Here is a 17,722-nt window from a genome sequence, read left to right on the forward strand (position 1 = left end):
GCATATATATTGCGATGAATAATGCATAAATAGATGGAATAAATAATGAAAATTGCAATGATCGGTTCGGGCTATGTTGGGTTGGTTTCCGGCGCATGTTTCGCGGATTTTGGCCATGATGTCGTTTGCGTTGACAAGGATGAAAGCAAAATTGCACGCCTGAACGATAATATCATGCCGATATTTGAACCCGGCCTTGCCACATTGGTGCGCAAAAATGTGGAGGCAAACCGGTTGAAATTTTCCACATCGTTAAAAGAAGGCATTAAAGGAGCAGATGCCATATTCATTGCGGTTGGCACGCCATCACGCCGTGGAGACGGCCATGCGGATTTAAGCTTTGTTTATGCCGTCGCCGAAGAAATTGGCGAATATATGGATGACAAATCCGTCATTGTTACCAAATCCACCGTTCCCGTGGGCACGGGTGATGAGGTGGAAAGAATCATCCGCGACATACGCCCCGATGCAAAATTTGCGGTTGTTTCTAATCCAGAATTTCTGCGCGAGGGCGCGGCAATTGGCGATTTCAAACGCCCCGATCGTATCGTCATCGGAACAGAGGTAAAATGGGCGCAAAAGGTGATGCACGCCATTTACCGCCCCTTATTTTTAAATGAATCGCCCATATTATTTACCAGCCGTAAATCCGCCGAATTGATAAAATATGCCGCCAATGCATTTTTGGCGACCAAAATCACCTTCATCAATGAAATGGCCGATTTATGTGAAAAGGTCGGCGCAAATGTTCAGGATGTATCGCGCGGCATTGGGCTGGACAATCGAATTGGGCCAAAATTTTTGCATGCTGGTCCTGGCTATGGCGGCAGCTGTTTTCCAAAGGACACGTTGGCATTATTAAAAACAGCACAGGATTATGAAAGCCCCGTGCGCATTGTAGAGGCCGTGGTTCAGGCAAATGACCTGCGCAAACGTGCCATGGGCCGCAAGGTTATTGCCGCATTGGACGGCGATGTTCGCGGCAAAAAAATTGGCATATTGGGCCTTACCTTTAAGCCGAATACAGATGATATGCGCGATGCGCCATCAATTACCATTGTCCAAACATTACAGGATGCCGGCGCCATCATTTGCGCCCATGATCCCGAAGGCATGGAGGAAGCGTCACATATCATGCCCGATATTCAAATGTGCGAAGACCCATATTTGGCGATTAAAGACGCCGAAGCGGTGGTTATCATTACCGAATGGGATGCGTATCGCGCCCTGCAATTGGACAGAGTGAAACAAGAAATGTCGGGTGATGCGTTAATCGACCTACGTAATATTTACAGCAAGGACGAAGCCGAAAAAGCAGGTTTCCGATATTTTGCCATTGGCCGTGTTTAATTTGAACAAAAGGATTATATTATGAGCATCCTTGTCACCGGCGCGGCTGGTTTTATCGGTTTTCACACATGCCTTCGGCTTTTAAACGATGGCAAAAATGTCATCGGAATTGATATCATCAATGATTATTATGATCCGGCATTAAAACAGGCGAGATTGAATGAACTTACCAAATTTGGAGAACAATTCACATTTTTGAAAGTGGATTTTGCCGATCGCCATGCATTGGATGCAGCGTTAAACAATCACAAATTTACCTCCATCATCCATTTGGGGGCGCAGCCCGGCGTGCGTTATTCGATTGAAAATCCGCACGCATATATTGAATCCAATATTGTCGGCCACCTTAATATGTTGGAACTGGCCCGCCACCGCAAGGTGACATCCATGGCCTATGCTTCATCTTCCTCAGTTTATGGGGAGAATGAGAAAATACCATTTAGCGTTGATGACCGTGTCGATCACCCTATTTCATTATATGCCGCGACCAAAAAGGCGGATGAGTTGATGAGCGAAACCTATGCCCATTTATATGGAATTGCCCTAACCGGCCTGCGGTTTTTTACCGTTTATGGCCCATGGGGGCGTCCAGAAATGGCGGTATGGTTGTTCACCGATGCCATTATGAATGACCGGCCCATTAAAATTTTCAATCATGGTAAAATGATGCGCGATTTCACCTATATTGACGATATAGTCAGCGGCATTATTGCAGTGGCGGCCAACCCGCCCAAAAATGATGGCAGTATCAAAGCAGGCGGCAGCAAGGCATGTCATGCAATATATAATATTGGCAATAATAAGCCCGAACAGCTTTCCACGCTAATCGAAACCATTGAACAGGCATGCGGCAAAACAGCCGAAAAAATTTATATGGAGATGCAGGCAGGCGATGTGCCCGCCACCTATGCCGATATTGATGCCATCCAAAAAGACCATGGCTATGCCCCCACCACATCATTGGACGCAGGGATTCCAGCTTTCGTCAATTGGTATAAATCATATAAGAACATCAAATAAGTTATTATAATATTGTATTATTTTCTTACTTGAATAGTATAATTTTATGTTATTAAAGTAATTCGATGTTGTATATTCACCTTATTGGGGTGAATTGCAAACATCATGATAAATCAAGAAATAAGCGCAGATGCACCGCAATTAAGCCATTTAGATCGCCTTGAAGCCGAGGCGATATTCATCATGCGTGAAGTAATGGCCGAGGCGAAAAATCCCGTCATGCTTTACAGTATTGGTAAGGATAGCGCGGTCATGCTGCATTTGGCGCGTAAGGCTTTTTACCCCTCCCCGCCGCCATTTCCTTTATTACATGTGGACACAACATGGAAATTTCAGGCCATGTATGCAATGCGCGAAAGCGCCGCAGTTAAAGCAAATATGCAATTGATTGTGCATAAAAATCCCGAAGCAATGGCGCAAAATATCAACCCATTTGACCATGGCAGCCTGCATACCGACATGTGGAAAACCGAAGGGTTGAAACAGGCATTGGACATATATGGATTTGACGCAGCATTTGGGGGCGCAAGGCGCGATGAAGAAAAAAGCCGTGCAAAGGAACGTGTATTTTCTTTCCGCACAGCGCAGCATAGATGGGACCCCAAAAGACAGCGCCCCGAAATATGGAATATATATAATGCGCGTAAAAATGATGGAGAAAGCATCCGCATTTTCCCATTATCCAATTGGACCGAATTGGACATTTGGTTATATATAATGCGCGAAAATATTGACATTGTGCCTTTATATCTCTCCGCACCGCGCCCCACGGTTGAACGTGATGGATTATTATTGATGGTCGATGATGAACGTTTTCCATTATTGCCAAATGAAAGCCCGAAAATGCGCTCCATCCGCTTTCGCACCTTGGGCTGTTACCCCTTAACTGGCGCGGTGGAAAGCAGCGCCACGACAATTTCTGAGGTGGTTCAGGAAATGCTTCTTACCACCAGTAGCGAGCGTCAGGGCCGTGCCATTGACACGCAAAGCAATGCATCAATGGAAGCAAAAAAACAGGAAGGATATTTTTAATATGGCACAGCATCCTTCGTTCAAACCCGATGATTTAATCGCCCAAGATATTGATCAATATTTACAATTACATCAATCAAAACAATTGCTTCGCTTCATAACTTGCGGCTCTGTCGATGATGGAAAATCCACCTTAATTGGCCGAATGCTATATGATTGCAAAATGATTTTTGACGATCAATTGGCCAGTTTGGAAAGCGACAGTAAAAAAGTCGGCACACAGGGCGGCGATATAGACTTTGCCCTGCTGGTGGACGGGTTGGCGGCGGAACGCGAACAAGGCATTACCATTGATGTCGCCTATCGTTTCTTTTCCACCGAAAAACGCAAATTCATTGTCGCAGATACCCCGGGGCATGAGCAATATACGCGCAATATGGTTACCGGCGCATCGACGGCGGACCTTGCCATTTTGTTGGTTGATGCGCGTAAATCCATTTTGCCCCAAACCCGTAGGCACAGTTTTCTAGCGCATTTATTGGGGATTAAAAATATCCTTCTTGCCGTGAATAAAATTGATTTAATGGATTATTCGCAGGAAATTTTTGATAATATCGCCGCGGAATTTGGTGCATATGCAGGCCAAATTGGGATTGAGAATTTTGATGCAATCCCCCTATCCGCACTTAAAGGTGATAATATTATTGCGCCATCACCCAATATGCCATGGTATGATGGACCAAATCTGATTTCATATTTGGAACATTGCCCCATAGCGGGAGATGTCGATAATGCCGATAATAACAAAGAAGATGATTTCACAATGCCCGTCCAATGGGTTAATCGTCCCAATTTGGATTTTAGAGGCTTTTCTGGGCAAATAAGCAGCGGCACAGTGCATAAGGGTAGCGAGATACGCATTGTCGCCTCTGGAAAGCGCAGCAAGGTCAAATCCATCATTACCTTTGATGGCGAATTACAAAGCGCGGCAAAGGGCCAATCCATTACCCTTACCCTAGAAGATGAGATTGATGCATCGCGCGGTGATATTATCGCGATTGCCGATGCGCCGCCCCAAATGGCCAGCCAATTTGAAACCACCATTTTTTGGATGGATGAAACCGCAATGCTGCCGGGCCGTGCCTATGCAATGAAATTGGCCAGCCAAAGCTGCACCGCCACATTACAACCGCCAAAATATAAATATGACATCAATAATGCCAGTAAATTGGCCGCAAAGGACATGTCATTAAATGATATTGCGGTTTGCACCCTATCCACCGATCGAGATATATGTTTTGAAAGCTATGCTGATAATCGCGATTTGGGCGGCTTTATTTTAATTGACCGTGCAACCAATGCCACGGTCGCCGCCGGCACGATAAATTTTGCACTACGCCGCAGCCAAAATATCCATTGGCAAAATATTGATGTTGATAAGGCCGCCCATGCCCAGCAAAAGGGACAGCGCCCTCGCCTGCTTTGGTTTACGGGCCTGTCTGGATCGGGCAAATCCACCATCGCCAATTTGGTCGAAAAACAGCTTTATGATCGCGGCAAGCATAGTTTCCTATTGGATGGGGACAATGTGCGTCATGGGTTAAACCGTGATTTGGGCTTTACGGACAAAGACCGCGTGGAAAATATCCGCCGAATTGCAGAGGTTGGCAAGTTAATGACCGATGCGGGTTTAATTGTGTTGACCGCCTTTATTTCTCCTTTCCGTGCAGAACGTGAAATGGCGCGTAAAATGATGCCAGAGGGTGAATTTATTGAAATTTTCATCGACACTTCAATTAAAGTGGCCGAGCAGCGTGACGTCAAAGGATTATATAAAAAGGCCCGCGCAGGGGAGCTTAAAAACTTTACCGGTATAGATAGCCCCTATGAAAAGCCGGAAAATCCTGAAATATATATCGACACGGCCAAGCTTTCTTCCGAAGATGCCGCAAATTTGATTGTTGAGACAATATTGAAATGACCAAAATGACCATCAATGCGGATTGCAGCGACTTGCAACTTGCAAGATTCCTTGCCCAAGGCGCAGGGGGCATATTGTTGGACATTGCCGCAAATTCGGGATTAAGCGGCAAAATATTGGGAAAGGCCGGTGATAAACAGGCAAATGATTGGATTTTGTCCATTTTGCACCAACACCGCCCCCAAGACGCCATTTTATCCGAAGAAAGCAGCGATGATAAATCGCGCCTAGGACACAGCCGATGTTGGATTATTGACCCGTTGGACGGCACAAGAGAATATAGTGAGGGGCGCGACGATTGGGCAGTGCATATTGCGCTATCCATTGATAATCAGCCAAATATTGGCGCAGTCTCCCTGCCCGCGCGTGACCAATTATTTGATAGCCAGATCAACCCATATCGCGGCCAAGTGGCAACTGATGCAAAAACAGTAAAATTGGCGGTCAGCAGGACAAGAAATGTCCCCTGCGCGGATAAATTACAAACCGCCCTAAATGCTGAAATGCTCCCCATGGGATCAGCAGGGGTAAAGGCAATGGCCGTGGTTCAGGGCATGGCCGATTGCTATGTGCATGAGGGCGGCCAATATGAATGGGATAATTGCGCGCCCATTGCCATTGCGGCGGCGGCGGGGCTTCATTGCTCCCGCATTGATGGCAGCGCGCTTATCTATAATCAAGATAATGTTTTTATCCCCGACCTGTTAATTTGCAGACCAGAATTAAGCGTAGAAATATTATTAATATTAAATGATAAATAATTATATTATTTAAACATTCCAATATGGCGCGCGCAATTCACGGCGCAAAATCTTTCCCGATGCATTGCGCGGCATGGCGGCAATAATATCAATTGATTTCGGCACTTTATATGGCGCGAGTTTTTCCTTTGCCCATAAAATAATGGCATCCGCATCGACTTGTTTTCCCGCTTGCGGCACGATAACGGCCTTTACCGCCTCACCCCATTTTTCATCGGGAATGCCGATAACCGCCACTTCAAATATATCGGGATGGCTGAATAACATATTCTCCACCTCGGCAGGATAGACATTTTCACCCCCCGAAATAATCATATCTTTCACGCGGTCCTTAATAAAAACATATCCATCCTTATCCATTAACCCCGCATCGCCCGTATGCAACCACCCATCGGCATCAATTGTTTCGGCGGTTTTGGCGTCATTACGCCAATATCCCTTCATATTTAATGGCGCACGCACCACAATTTCTCCAATTTCACCATTGGGTAAGGGCCGATTATCCTCATCGACAATACGCACCTCAACCCCCGGCATCGGCTTACCCGCCGATTTCATCCGTTCATTGCCATTGACATCATGGTCAGATGGCGGCAGCGAACAAAATGTACCTGTGGTTTCGGTCATCCCATATACTTGGACCAATTGCGCACCGGTCACGCTTAACGCATGGCGCATTAAATCCACCGGCATGGGCGCTGCGCCATACCATAAATATTTGAATTTTGACCAATTTACTGTCACGGCGCGTGGATGCGTAATCACCATTTGTATCGCGGTGGGGACAAGGAAATTATGCGTCACCCCTGCCTCTATCGCATCCAATACATTATCCGGTGTAAACTCCGCCTTAATCAATGTTTGCGCCCCACAATATAATGACATGGCGATAACGCCCGTTCCGGCAATATGCGCAATCGGCATAATGGCAAGCTGCATATCCTGCGGTGCCATTTTGGCCCATAAATGTTCGATAGGATCCAATTGGTCACGCATGCAAAACATATTATGGTTGGAAAGGACCGCGCCCTTGGGCTGGCCCGTTGTGCCAGATGTATATAATTGCAATGCCGCATCATGGGGGTTTATCGGCGACAAATCGGATGCGCCTTCGCCCCATTGGCCAATATGTTCATGCCCATCATGATGGGCAGTATTGACAATTATTTTCACATTTTCCAGATTTTCGGTTGCCTTTATGGACAGCTGCAAAAATTCTTCATCGGTAAATAAAATGCGCGCGCCTGTATCCTCCAAAACATATCGCACTTCACCCGTCACCAATCGCCACCCAATGGGCGCCATGACCACCCCCGCCTTGGTCGCGGCCACCAACATGGCAAAATAATGTGCGCTATTTTTGCCAAGCCAGCAAATATGATCGCCATTTACCAACCCCATATCCAATAGGTTGCGTGCCCATTTATCGGTTAATTCATCCAATTCGCCATAGCTATATTCATGCGATGCATCCTTTAACGCCATATTATCCGAATGATGCTGCGCCCAATAATTTACAGCCGATGCCAAACAGTTAATCATACTCCCATACCCTCTCTCGCCGAAACCTATATGTCATTTGTCGAGCCAAAGTTTACAAATGTCAACGCACCGCCAAACATATATGTTAAAGTCACATCGGAGTAATTATGCGTCCCCTTCCAAATTTTTGTTCTATTTCCCTTATCGCCATTGCCATGACCTCGGCAACGATGGGGGCGTTGATAACGGCGAATATCGCCGTCACGCCTGCTTTGGCCGCCGATGGCGAGGGTAATAAACAAATTGTCGTAACCGCCCGTTCGTTAAAGGATACAGAGGATAATCTTAAAGCCTGCCTAAAGCGTAAATGCCCACCCGATGAAGATATTGCCGCGACATTGGCACATGCGGAAAATCAATTTGTGGAGGGTGATTATCGCGATGCTCGCACCACCATCTTAAAATCATTAAGCAGGAATAAAAAATTTAAAGACCAATATCCAATTGAGGTTTCCGACCTATTGCGGGGCAGCAGCCGCGTCGCCGAACATTTGGGCGAAGCCGACAGCTATAAATTGGCGGTGCTGGACATGCGCGATATTTTAAAGGATAATTTTGCCGAAAACGATCCCAAATTATTGGCCGCTGAAATCGAAGTGGCCGACAGCCGCCTTGCCCTTGGCTATCCCAAAGAGGCAATTGAAAAATATGATGATATAGAAAAAAAGGCATTATTATTTAATGTGCCGCATATTGCCGCCATGGCAAAATTACGTTCCCTGTCGCTTTACACCTTAATCGCGCAAGAAACGAAATTGGAATTTGATATTAAAAGAGCGAATGAAAAAATAGAGAATTTTATTGATAAGCCCATTAAAGGGGCGGAAAATTTCTCTATCGCAGCCAAAATATTAAAGGCGCGCATGGACCGCGCGCTGGGTTTAGAAGACAGCACAGATATGATAATATCCGAACTATCGACGATGGGCGGTTTGGAAAAACCATATTTATTATATGCCAATCCCATTGAAATTGGCGAGGTTCAACGCGCCAGATCGCGCGAAGGCGGCAACACTTTAAACCAACTTTCCACCGATAATTTTGAGGACAAATGGGTCGATATTGGATTTTGGGTTAATGATAAGGGACGCGTGGAAGATGCAGAAATATTGCGTTCCTCCGGCGCGACAAATTGGACAACGCCAGTGTTCAAATCCATAAAATCGCGCACCTATGCCCCTGCAAAATCAAATGATGGTTTGGGCTTTTATATGGTCGAACGTTATAGCTATACCGCAAAAATGGTTGATTATGTTACGGGGTCCAGATTACCACAAAGGTCACCTGTCCCCGAAATTAAGAAAATCGACATCACCCCAGATAATTGATTTTTCAACCAAAAACCTATGCGGCGAAAGTTTATTCTTTCGCCCACACCAATTGCGGGTTACGCGCGGCGGCGGTTTCGTCCAAACGGCGGCGCGGTGCATGATGCGGCGCGGTTGATAATGAAGCATCACCATCCTTTGCCCGTTGTACCACATAGCGAAATGCCGCAATAAATTGATCAATGTCCCGCTTACTTTCGGTTTCGGTGGGTTCAACCAACATGGCGCCATGCACAACCAAGGGGAAATACATGGTCATGGGGTGATATCCCTCGTCAATCAGCCCCTTGGCCACGTCCAAAGTGGTCATCCCATCGGCAAATCCCTTATCGCTGAAAATTGCCTCATGCATGCATGGACCAGATGCAGCAAAGGGCGCATCCAACACATCTTCCATTGACCTTAATATATAATTTGCGTTTAACACCGCATCCTCGGCCACTTGGCGCAGGCCATCTGCGCCATGGCTCATAATATAGGATAAAGCGCGGGTGAACATGCCCATTTGCCCGTGAAAGGCAACCATCCGGCCAAAGCTATTGGCGGCTTCTGCATCGGCATTTTCTTCCTCAACCAAATGATATTCACCGCCAACCTTGCGCACCATTGGAAATGGCGCGAATGGCGCAAGAGCAGCCGACAACACAACAGGGCCTGAACCCGGCCCGCCGCCGCCATGCGGGGTAGAAAATGTTTTATGCAGGTTAATATGCATTGCATCCACGCCCAAATCACCTGGACGAACACGGCCAACAATTGCATTGAAATTTGCGCCATCGCAATAAACAAATGCACCTGCTGTATGCACCGCATCCGAAATCACCTTCATATCAGGTTCAAATAGACCGCAAGTATTGGGGTTGGTAATCATAACCGCCGCAACATCAGGGCCAAGCCGCGCCTTTAACGCATCCACATCCACACGGCCCGACGCATTGGCAGGAATATTTTCCACCTTATACCCCGCAAAAGCGGCCGTGGCGGGGTTTGTGCCATGCGCGCTTTCGGGGACAAGAACCACTTCACGCGCATCGCCGCGTGCTTCCAATGCGGCGCGTATCGCCAAAATACCACATAGCTCCCCATGTGCACCCGCCTTTGGGCTCATCGCCACGGCGGGCATATTAGTCAATTTCATCAGCCATCCGGCCAATTGATCGATAAGTTCTAACGCGCCCTGAACCGTTGATTGCGGCTGCAATGGATGGATATCGGCAAATCCAGGAAGACGCGCCATTTTTTCATTTAAGCGCGGATTATGCTTCATGGTGCAACTGCCCAAGGGGAAAAAGCCCAAATCAATGCCGTAATTTTGGCGCGACAGGCGCGTATAATGGCGCACCGTTTCCGCCTCCGACAAGCCGAAAAGGCCAATTTCTTCTGTACGTTCCAATCCGCCAAGGCGCGATGTAAATTCCGGCACGCTTTCTAAATCAACACCGCTGCGGTCCACACCGCCCTTTTCAAAAATAAGGACTTCTTCCAACATTAACGCACGGTTTCCTGTGCTGGTCATTGGGCCTGTATCATTTGTGCCTATGTTTGGCGCGGTCGGGCGGCCTACATTATTCATGCTCATGCCACTAACTCCTTCAAAACGGAAACAAATCGCGTCATATCCTCATCAGTTGATGTTTCGGTTACCGCAACCAACATGATATTTTCCAACGCATCTTTACCGGGATATAGCCGCTCCATTGAAACACCGCCCAATATTCCTTGCTCGGCCAATTCATGCAAAACCGCGCGTGATGGCTTGTTTAACTTAACCGCAAATTCGTTGAAAAATTGCTTTGTAAGCACTTCAACACCATCTAAAGCATGTAATTTATCGGCCAATGACACCGCCTTTTGATGGTTTAACATCGCCAAATGGCGCAGGCCCTTTTCACCCAATAATGTCATATGGATGCTGAACGCCAGGGCGCACAGCCCGCTATTGGTACAGATATTGGAAGTGGCCTTGTCGCGGCGAATATGTTGTTCACGCGTGGAAAGCGTTAACACAAATCCACGCTTACCCTCTGCATCCACGGTTTCGCCGCATAAACGGCCCGGCATTTGCCGCACATATTTTGATTTGCAACCAAATAAGCCAACATATGGCCCACCAAATTGCAGGCCAACCCCAATGGATTGCCCCTCACCCACCACAATATCCGCGCCCATTTCACCCGGCGATGTCACCGCGCCAAGCGCCACAGGCTCGGTCACCACAACAATCAATAATGCGCCATTTTCCGCGCAGCTGGCGCTCAACGCTCGTAAATCCTGCACATTGCCAACAATATCGGGATATTGCACCACCACCGCGCTGGTTTCTTTATTCACCGATGATAATAAACGCGCCATATCCGCATCGCCATTTTCATCTGGCATGCCAATGTCCAAAATATCTTTGGTAAAACGCGCCATTGTAGAGGCCACGGAAACATAATGGGGGTGCAGCCCCCCCGATAAAATAACATTTTTGCGCTTTGTTATGCGCCCTGCCATGCTAATCGCCTCCCAACAGGCGGTCGAACCATCATACATGGAAGCATTGGCGACATCTGTTCCGAAAAGGCGTGCAACCTGTGTTTGAAATTCAAACAACATTTGCAAAGTGCCCTGTGCAATTTCGGGTTGATAGGGTGTATAGGCGGTTAAAAATTCACCGCGTTGGATAATATGGTCAACCGATGCCGGCACATGATGGCGATATGCCCCCGCGCCAAGGAAGAAAGGCCCCTGCCCCGCCACCATATTTTTATTGGCAAGACCGTGAAAATGCCGCTCCACCGCCATTTCACTAATATGATCGTTAAGCCCCTCAATTGCCCCGCTCAGCTGGGCCTCTTTTGGTACATCAATGAACAAATCATCAATGCTATTGACCCCGATTTCGTTCAACATCGCGCGGCGATCATCATGATTTAATGGCAGGTAACGCATATTATTCCCTTAATAAAAACAGATATTTATTTGCAATATCTATCAAAATTTCTTTACTTACAGCCCCTCGACAAATGCTTTATAAGCAGCTTCGTCCATCATAGTTTCCAATTGGCTGGCATCGCTTAATTCCATTTTGAAAAACCAACCCTCTCCTTCGGGGTCGCTGTTCACCAATGCGGGATTATCCGCCAATGCGGCGTTACCTTCGGTCACCGTGCCATCCACGGGCGCATATACATCCGATGCGGCCTTTACTGATTCGACCACGGCAGCGTCGTCTCCCTTGGTCAATGCTTTGCCTTCTTCTGGTGTTTCGACATAAACAACATCGCCCAATTGCCCCTGTGCATAATCGGTAATACCAACGGTTGCAGATGTGCCGGAAACTTGGATCCATTCATGATCTTCGGAAAAATAACGTGACATAAAAACTCCTCTTAACTTATTTTGAGACACCGCGCGGTGCACGGTGATAATTTTGGGGGACAAATGGCATTTTTGTAATGGTGGCGGGGATTTTCTTGCCCCGTTGTTCCAAAATAATTTCCTGGCCTTCAACGGCCAATTCGGTCGGCACATATGCCATGGCAATTGGCCGTCCCAATGATGGAGAAAAACCGCCACTGGTCACATTGCCAATTATAGCACCATTGCCATTGACAACAACCGCGCCCTCCCGAACGGGTTGGCGGCCATCAATAGACAATCCGACGCGTTTTTTTACCGGCCCATTCTCTAACTCGTTCAGGATTTTTTCTGCGCCCGAAAACCCGCCCTCTTCACGCCTTTTTTTAGAAATGGCAAAGGACAGGTCCGCTGATACTGGCAAAATTTCTGGGTTCATATCATGCCCATAAAGCGGCAATCCCGCCTCCAGCCGCAGCGAATCACGCGCACCAAGACCAATGGGTTTCACCTCGTCTAACGCGCATAAAGCATCCGCAAATTCCATCGCATGTTCCGCCGGAATGGAGATTTCAAACCCATCCTCGCCCGTATATCCCGAACGGCTAATCCCCAACGCAACCCCATTCCACATAAAGGGCGCAGCATCCATAAAATATAAATCGGTCACCTGCGGCCAATCGGGCTGCAATGGCATTATCCCCAATTTTTCAATGGCGGCGGCAGCCTTTGGCCCTTGTAATGCCAATAATGCTGCATCTGTCATATGATTTATCTTTATATCTTCGGGTAATTTTTTACGAAGATAGGCAATATCACCATGTTTTACCGCGCCATTGACGACCATATAAAGATTATGGCCGGTGTTGGTGACCATTAAATCATCCAATATGCCGCCATCATTATTTAGCAATAATGAATAACGCATCTTTCCCGCCTTTAACGCGGAAATATCGCCCGGCAAAATTGCCTCCAACTTTGCGGCAACATCTGGCCCGCTTAATTGCAATTGCCCCATATGAGACACATCAAATAATCCGGCATTTTCACGCACCCATAAATGCTCTGCCATAATGCCTTCATATTGCACCGGCATGGAATATCCCGCAAAGGGGACCATGCGGCCGCCGCGCGCAATATGCCAATTATTTAACGGCAATAAACCTAAATTTTCTGTATTTTCATCCATCGTGACAAACCCCAAATGTGACATATCCCAAAAGTGCCTAAGCCAAATCAACATGATATGGCCGCACCCCCTCTGTCACGGGACCTGAGAGTTTTCACGGCGGATAAATTCGCCGCTTACCCCTTCGGTGGTTAATGCAAAATGCATTAACTCTTTCCAGAGTTTTTCCCTAAAGCGGTCCCTGTTGCCTGAGAGTTTCCGGGGTGGTTGCTCCTTCGGCGGCGGCGTAAACCGCGCTCTCCCGCTTTATGGCCGACTGTCTTTCGATAATCAGAATTGATATTTGAATTGGCCCAGAGTGCCAAAAGAGTCAATGCGACTTTTCACATATCCACAATTTTATTTCGTTAATTTTTGCGACAGCGCCATGATAGACGCATTTTCGTGCACATGGCTGCCCCCGCCCTTTGCCATTAACAATGTCATCATCGCGCGTGCGACATCTTGCGCCCTTACCGAACGATATTTTGCCCATTTACCCTGTAATAAAATATCAAAAAGGGGCGATATCATCATCGCCATTTTCTCAAGCGGCCTCGAATCATTTTCCCGCCGTCCGCGCAACAGGCCGGGCCGGATAATATCCAACCGTGCAAAATTCATCGCCCTAATTTTTTTATCGACCATGCCCTTTGTTTGAAGATAAAAATTCTTCGCCTCTGCATTTGCCTGCGCCGATGATATTAAAATCACATGCTCCACCCCTGCATTCTTGGCCGCAGAAATGACCGACAAAATTAAATCATGGTCTATTTTAAAAAATTCTTCATTACTGCCCGCCTTTTTACGTGTCGTGCCAAGACAACAGACAAGCTGTTTTGCGCCGCTATTCATAATATATTGCGGCCAATTTTCCGGGCTTGCCTGATGATGTATCATACCCACAGCTAGGGGGTGGGCGCGTGATCGGCCAATGCTGGCCGTGCTTAACCCCATATTTTCCTGATCCAATATTTTTAACAATTCCGACCCAACCAAACCAGTTGCACCGAAAATAAGAATTGGTCTTTGTTCCATCATAATGCCGATATCATATTGCCATGATTTTTTCATGATATTTTTGGGCATATCTATCTGTCATTCCCGCCAAAAAATCGGCAATATGGCGCTGCCTATCTGGTGATTGCGAAGGCAATCGGGCATACCAATCATTGGGTAATAGCGCGGGATTGGCCAATAATTTGTCCATTATATTGGAAATAATAATCGCCGCTTTTTCCGCCGCCGCCAATTGTTGCGGGTGATGATATAAACGCCGGTACATAAATTTCTTTAATGCGCGTTCATTTTCCTTCATTTCAGGAGAGAAAGTAACAATTTGAACGCCGCATTGCCGCACATCATCCAATGATGAAATATTATATCTCTCAATATTTTGCCTTGTCGTCAAAATAACATCATTAACCATCGCACCAATTTGTTCACGAATAAATTCTGCGATCAATTTATCCTTTGCCGCATGGGGATATTTTGCGGCCAATATATTCCACCTTGCCTCCACAAATGGCAATTCGAACAAATCTTCTATTTCCAATAAACCTGCACGAATTCCATCGTCAATATCATGATTATCATAGGCAATGTCATCGGCAATGGCCGCTACCTGCGCCTCCAATGATGGCCATTGGTCCAAATGAAAATCAAATTTCTTATTGGCCTGTTCCAATGCCCAGCTTGGCCGCTTTATTGGGCCATTATGCTTGGTCAGCCCTTCCAATAATTCCCAACTTAAATTTAGCCCCTGCCATTCAATATAGGGGCTGTCCAATATCATCAATGTTCGGATGGTTTGCGCATTATGGTCAAATCCGCCATATTTTTCCATTGATTTTTGCAGCGCATCTTCACCCGCATGACCAAAGGGGGGATGGCCAATATCATGCGCCAGACATAGCGCCTCGGTCAAATCTTCATCCAAGCCTAATATACGCGCGATGGTTCGGCCAATTTGCGCGACTTCCAAACTATGGGTTAATCGAACGCGATAATGATCGCCGCCCGGCGCGACAAAAACCTGTGTCTTATGGCCCAACCGCCGAAAACTTATCGAATGGATAATCCGGTCTCGATCGCGCTGAAAAATATTTCGCGGCCCTCTATTTCTATCATCGCCCTCATGCACCAAACGCCCTTTGCTATATTCGGCATTGCTGGCATAGGCTGCCCTGTTCATTTGTGACATAATTTTTTTACCGATTATTTAATGGGGTCAACCACGACGCCGTCTTCGCTCATCCAAACAAAGCTGTCGCCGCCGGCTTTGCGATATTCCGCATCCCATTTTTTGGCGTCCGCAGCATTGTCAAATGGCCCGACCACCAATCGATTGGTTTTGCCCCATGCGGAAACTGCGCCGCTTCTTCCTTTAAATAATTTTTCATATTTTTTGGTCAAACGGCGAAAATCAAAACCCAATGCCTTTTCATCGCTGCCCGTTGCCACCTGCACCCATGCCCGCGCAGGATGAACAGGTTTTTTCTTTTCTGCGGGCTTTGACTTTTCCTTTTCAATCTTTTTTTCATCGACCTTTTTCGGCTCTGGCGGTGCAGCTTTGGCCGGTGTGATGGTCGCCAAATTCACCGCAACAACCGCCGATTTTTTTTCACTTTCCGGAATTTCAATGGAATTAACCAACGCGCCCAAATCAAATCCGCCAATTTCCTTTTCACCATTATTTGCATTTTGCGGCGCAGCAACAGGCATGTCAGATGTTGGCACTGAAGATGCGGGCAAAGTAGCGCTGGTTACTGTTGCGGCTGGTAAGGTGGCGGCGGGTAAAGCGGGGTTCGACGTTTCTATTTTCTGCGCTATATTCAGGTCTTTTATTTCTGGTTTAATCACCGATTTAATTTCTGCGCCTTCATTCAAGACACGCACTGGCGGAGAAATTGCGGGCAATTCCGCCGTACCTTGTGTATCACTATTTTGTTTTATTACTGCTGAAAATGCCGGCTTCACCTCATTTGCCGGAGATACTGCAATGGATGGCGCGGCGGGTGTATTTGCAATTGCAGCGGGCGTTTGTTTTTCAATTGTCGCAACATTTACCATGGCATTACCTGCGGCATCTTCCTGCCGTGTAATTTTAATGGCGGGCCGCACATTTGCTGGCTCTGGTAATTGAGCAATGGCGATTTTTTGCGTTTCAGTTTTTTTCTTTTCCCTTGGCGGCTTTGGCACATAATTACGTGCGCTATCACGCGCGTTTTGCTTGCGCCTTAATGATCGCGAATTTGCCGCATCGTCATCTATGGCGGCGATTTTTGTGTCATTTTGCGCTGGCTTCTCACCCAATGGCGTGCCGGATGGAATCAACCTGCCCCCACTGCCATTCGCGCCAATGGGGCCACTATTTACCGTCTGTGTGCTGGCGGCAATTTTAACCGCGTCACTATCACGCCCAATGGAAATAGCGGGAAAATGCCCCATATGCATTGCCGCTGCCTTTTGCGCGGGGGTTAATCGCGCCATGCTTTTCAAATATGGCCTGAATCTCTCGGCAATGGCGGGCTGCATAAAACCTTGCACCACTTTGAACGCCTCTTTTTCATCGCCATCAGCGGCCAATATCAATGCACGGGCGCGCCATGCCTCTGGCACTTGGCGGTCCAATAATGGGTTTAACATGGACGACGCATCGGCCTGACGCCCTGAAAGCGCCAGCGATATGGCATGGCGGATAATCAAATTATCGCTATTCACAGCCGTTGCAGCAAGTTGATAATCACGCTGCGCCTGTCCAAAATTACCCAATAAATCAAATGCAAGGCCCCGTTCCATGGCAATGGACCGTTCGGTCACGCCCAATTTCACCGCATCATCAAAATATTTCAGCGCGGTAAAAGGGTCTTCATTTTGGATATAGGATGTGCCCAATCCCGCCTTTATCCGGCCATTGGCGGGCTGCACTGCCTCTGCGCGCAGGAAAAACAACCTTGCCGCCTCTACATCGCCCAATAATAATGACGCATTGCCCGCGTCAATTAACGCATCGGCATCCATCGCATCGCGCCCAATCCGGCGCATGGCATTTTGCAATTCAATCGAACCGGGCAGCTCATTAACCTGATCCTGCATGGCAAAGGCCGGCGTCATTTGGCTATAGGACGCCCCCACCAAAGCACATGATAAAAGCAGCAATTTAACCCGCATATATAAACCCTAATCCTGATAATAAATTATGCGGCGACTATTTGGGCCACATCATCCCATATTAAATATAGCCTATCATATTTAT

Annotated in this window: 14 protein-coding genes and 2 riboswitches; of the genes, 6 read left to right on the plus strand and 8 right to left on the minus strand. The window is 47.2% G+C overall.

Features of this window, described 5'->3' with window-relative positions; genetic code table 11:
* Window positions 1-45 precede the first annotated feature (45 nt).
* From LPB140_RS09365 to LPB140_RS09385, 5 genes are all read left to right on the plus strand, one after another.
* Window positions 46-1,350 (plus strand): UDP-glucose dehydrogenase family protein, encoded by a 1,305-nt coding sequence (locus LPB140_RS09365; protein ID WP_072559607.1) that lies wholly within the window; start codon window positions 46-48, stop codon window positions 1,348-1,350.
* Between the two features lie 21 nt (window positions 1,351-1,371).
* Window positions 1,372-2,370, plus strand: coding sequence for an SDR family NAD(P)-dependent oxidoreductase (locus tag LPB140_RS09370; protein ID WP_072559608.1), 999 nt, complete (start codon window positions 1,372-1,374; stop codon window positions 2,368-2,370).
* Between the two features lie 105 nt (window positions 2,371-2,475).
* Window positions 2,476-3,402, plus strand: a complete 927-nt coding sequence (gene cysD, locus LPB140_RS09375; protein WP_072559609.1) for a sulfate adenylyltransferase subunit CysD — start codon at window positions 2,476-2,478, stop codon at window positions 3,400-3,402.
* 1 nt (window position 3,403) lies between these two features.
* Window positions 3,404-5,323, plus strand: a complete 1,920-nt coding sequence (cysN, locus tag LPB140_RS09380) for a sulfate adenylyltransferase subunit CysN (RefSeq protein ID WP_072560757.1) — start codon at window positions 3,404-3,406, stop codon at window positions 5,321-5,323.
* Window positions 5,320-6,084 (plus strand): 3'(2'),5'-bisphosphate nucleotidase CysQ, encoded by a 765-nt coding sequence (locus tag LPB140_RS09385; protein ID WP_232223389.1) that lies wholly within the window; start codon window positions 5,320-5,322, stop codon window positions 6,082-6,084. Before cysN ends, LPB140_RS09385 begins: the two co-directional genes overlap by 4 nt.
* Before the next feature lie 9 nt (window positions 6,085-6,093).
* On the opposite strand, the gene LPB140_RS09390 is transcribed toward LPB140_RS09385, so the two are convergent.
* Window positions 6,094-7,626 (minus strand): long-chain-fatty-acid--CoA ligase, encoded by a 1,533-nt coding sequence (locus LPB140_RS09390; RefSeq protein ID WP_072559610.1) that lies wholly within the window; start codon window positions 7,624-7,626, stop codon window positions 6,094-6,096.
* A 107-nt stretch (window positions 7,627-7,733) separates the two neighbouring features.
* On the opposite strand from LPB140_RS09390, the gene LPB140_RS09395 reads away from it, so the two are divergent.
* Window positions 7,734-8,954: an energy transducer TonB gene (locus LPB140_RS09395; protein ID WP_072559611.1), complete on the plus strand. Its 1,221-nt coding sequence runs from the start codon at window positions 7,734-7,736 to the stop codon at window positions 8,952-8,954.
* 31 nt (window positions 8,955-8,985) lie between these two features.
* On the opposite strand, the gene gcvPB is transcribed toward LPB140_RS09395, so the two are convergent.
* The 7 genes from gcvPB to LPB140_RS09430 form a co-directional block, all read right to left on the minus strand.
* A complete protein-coding gene (gcvPB, locus tag LPB140_RS09400; RefSeq protein WP_072559612.1) occupies window positions 8,986-10,533 on the minus strand; it encodes an aminomethyl-transferring glycine dehydrogenase subunit GcvPB in 1,548 nt (515 codons plus the stop codon).
* Window positions 10,530-11,888 (minus strand): aminomethyl-transferring glycine dehydrogenase subunit GcvPA, encoded by a 1,359-nt coding sequence (gene gcvPA, locus LPB140_RS09405; protein WP_072559613.1) that lies wholly within the window; start codon window positions 11,886-11,888, stop codon window positions 10,530-10,532. The genes gcvPB and gcvPA overlap by 4 nt, the downstream gene beginning before the upstream one ends.
* A gap of 57 nt (window positions 11,889-11,945) precedes the next feature.
* Window positions 11,946-12,317 (minus strand): glycine cleavage system protein GcvH, encoded by a 372-nt coding sequence (gene gcvH / locus LPB140_RS09410; protein WP_072559614.1) that lies wholly within the window; start codon window positions 12,315-12,317, stop codon window positions 11,946-11,948.
* Window positions 12,318-12,333: 16 nt separating this feature from the next.
* Window positions 12,334-13,509: a glycine cleavage system aminomethyltransferase GcvT gene (gcvT, locus tag LPB140_RS09415; RefSeq protein WP_072559615.1), complete on the minus strand. Its 1,176-nt coding sequence runs from the start codon at window positions 13,507-13,509 to the stop codon at window positions 12,334-12,336.
* A gap of 46 nt (window positions 13,510-13,555) precedes the next feature.
* Window positions 13,556-13,647: riboswitch (glycine riboswitch) on the minus strand.
* A 3-nt stretch (window positions 13,648-13,650) separates the two neighbouring features.
* Window positions 13,651-13,739, minus strand: a riboswitch (glycine riboswitch).
* A gap of 85 nt (window positions 13,740-13,824) precedes the next feature.
* Window positions 13,825-14,538 (minus strand): NAD(P)H-binding protein, encoded by a 714-nt coding sequence (locus tag LPB140_RS09420; protein ID WP_198024102.1) that lies wholly within the window; start codon window positions 14,536-14,538, stop codon window positions 13,825-13,827.
* The gene (locus tag LPB140_RS09425; protein WP_072559616.1) at window positions 14,516-15,667 is read right to left on the minus strand and encodes a deoxyguanosinetriphosphate triphosphohydrolase; all 1,152 of its coding nucleotides are present in this window, start codon (window positions 15,665-15,667) and stop codon (window positions 14,516-14,518) included. Before LPB140_RS09425 ends, LPB140_RS09420 begins: the two co-directional genes overlap by 23 nt.
* A 14-nt stretch (window positions 15,668-15,681) precedes the next feature.
* Window positions 15,682-17,637 (minus strand): SPOR domain-containing protein, encoded by a 1,956-nt coding sequence (locus tag LPB140_RS09430; RefSeq protein ID WP_072559617.1) that lies wholly within the window; start codon window positions 17,635-17,637, stop codon window positions 15,682-15,684.
* Window positions 17,638-17,722: the final 85 nt, after the last annotated feature.

Source organism: Sphingorhabdus lutea (genome assembly GCF_001889025.1).
Classification (GTDB): Bacteria; Pseudomonadota; Alphaproteobacteria; order Sphingomonadales; family Sphingomonadaceae; genus Sphingorhabdus_B; species Sphingorhabdus_B lutea.

Coding starts and splice junctions, on each gene's coding strand:
- LPB140_RS09365 (WP_072559607.1), top strand. CDS start 46: ATGAAAATTGCAATGATCGGTTCGGGCTATGTTGGGTTGGTTTCCGGC.
- LPB140_RS09370 (WP_072559608.1), top strand. CDS start 1,372: ATGAGCATCCTTGTCACCGGCGCGGCTGGTTTTATCGGTTTTCACACA.
- cysD (WP_072559609.1), top strand. CDS start 2,476: ATGATAAATCAAGAAATAAGCGCAGATGCACCGCAATTAAGCCATTTA.
- cysN (WP_072560757.1), top strand. CDS start 3,404: ATGGCACAGCATCCTTCGTTCAAACCCGATGATTTAATCGCCCAAGAT.
- LPB140_RS09385 (WP_232223389.1), top strand. CDS start 5,320: ATGACCAAAATGACCATCAATGCGGATTGCAGCGACTTGCAACTTGCA.
- LPB140_RS09390 (WP_072559610.1), bottom strand. CDS start 7,626: ATGATTAACTGTTTGGCATCGGCTGTAAATTATTGGGCGCAGCATCAT.
- LPB140_RS09395 (WP_072559611.1), top strand. CDS start 7,734: ATGCGTCCCCTTCCAAATTTTTGTTCTATTTCCCTTATCGCCATTGCC.
- gcvPB (WP_072559612.1), bottom strand. CDS start 10,533: ATGAGCATGAATAATGTAGGCCGCCCGACCGCGCCAAACATAGGCACA.
- gcvPA (WP_072559613.1), bottom strand. CDS start 11,888: ATGCGTTACCTGCCATTAAATCATGATGATCGCCGCGCGATGTTGAAC.
- gcvH (WP_072559614.1), bottom strand. CDS start 12,317: ATGTCACGTTATTTTTCCGAAGATCATGAATGGATCCAAGTTTCCGGC.
- gcvT (WP_072559615.1), bottom strand. CDS start 13,509: ATGTCACATTTGGGGTTTGTCACGATGGATGAAAATACAGAAAATTTA.
- LPB140_RS09420 (WP_198024102.1), bottom strand. CDS start 14,538: ATGAAAAAATCATGGCAATATGATATCGGCATTATGATGGAACAAAGA.
- LPB140_RS09425 (WP_072559616.1), bottom strand. CDS start 15,667: ATGTCACAAATGAACAGGGCAGCCTATGCCAGCAATGCCGAATATAGC.
- LPB140_RS09430 (WP_072559617.1), bottom strand. CDS start 17,637: ATGCGGGTTAAATTGCTGCTTTTATCATGTGCTTTGGTGGGGGCGTCC.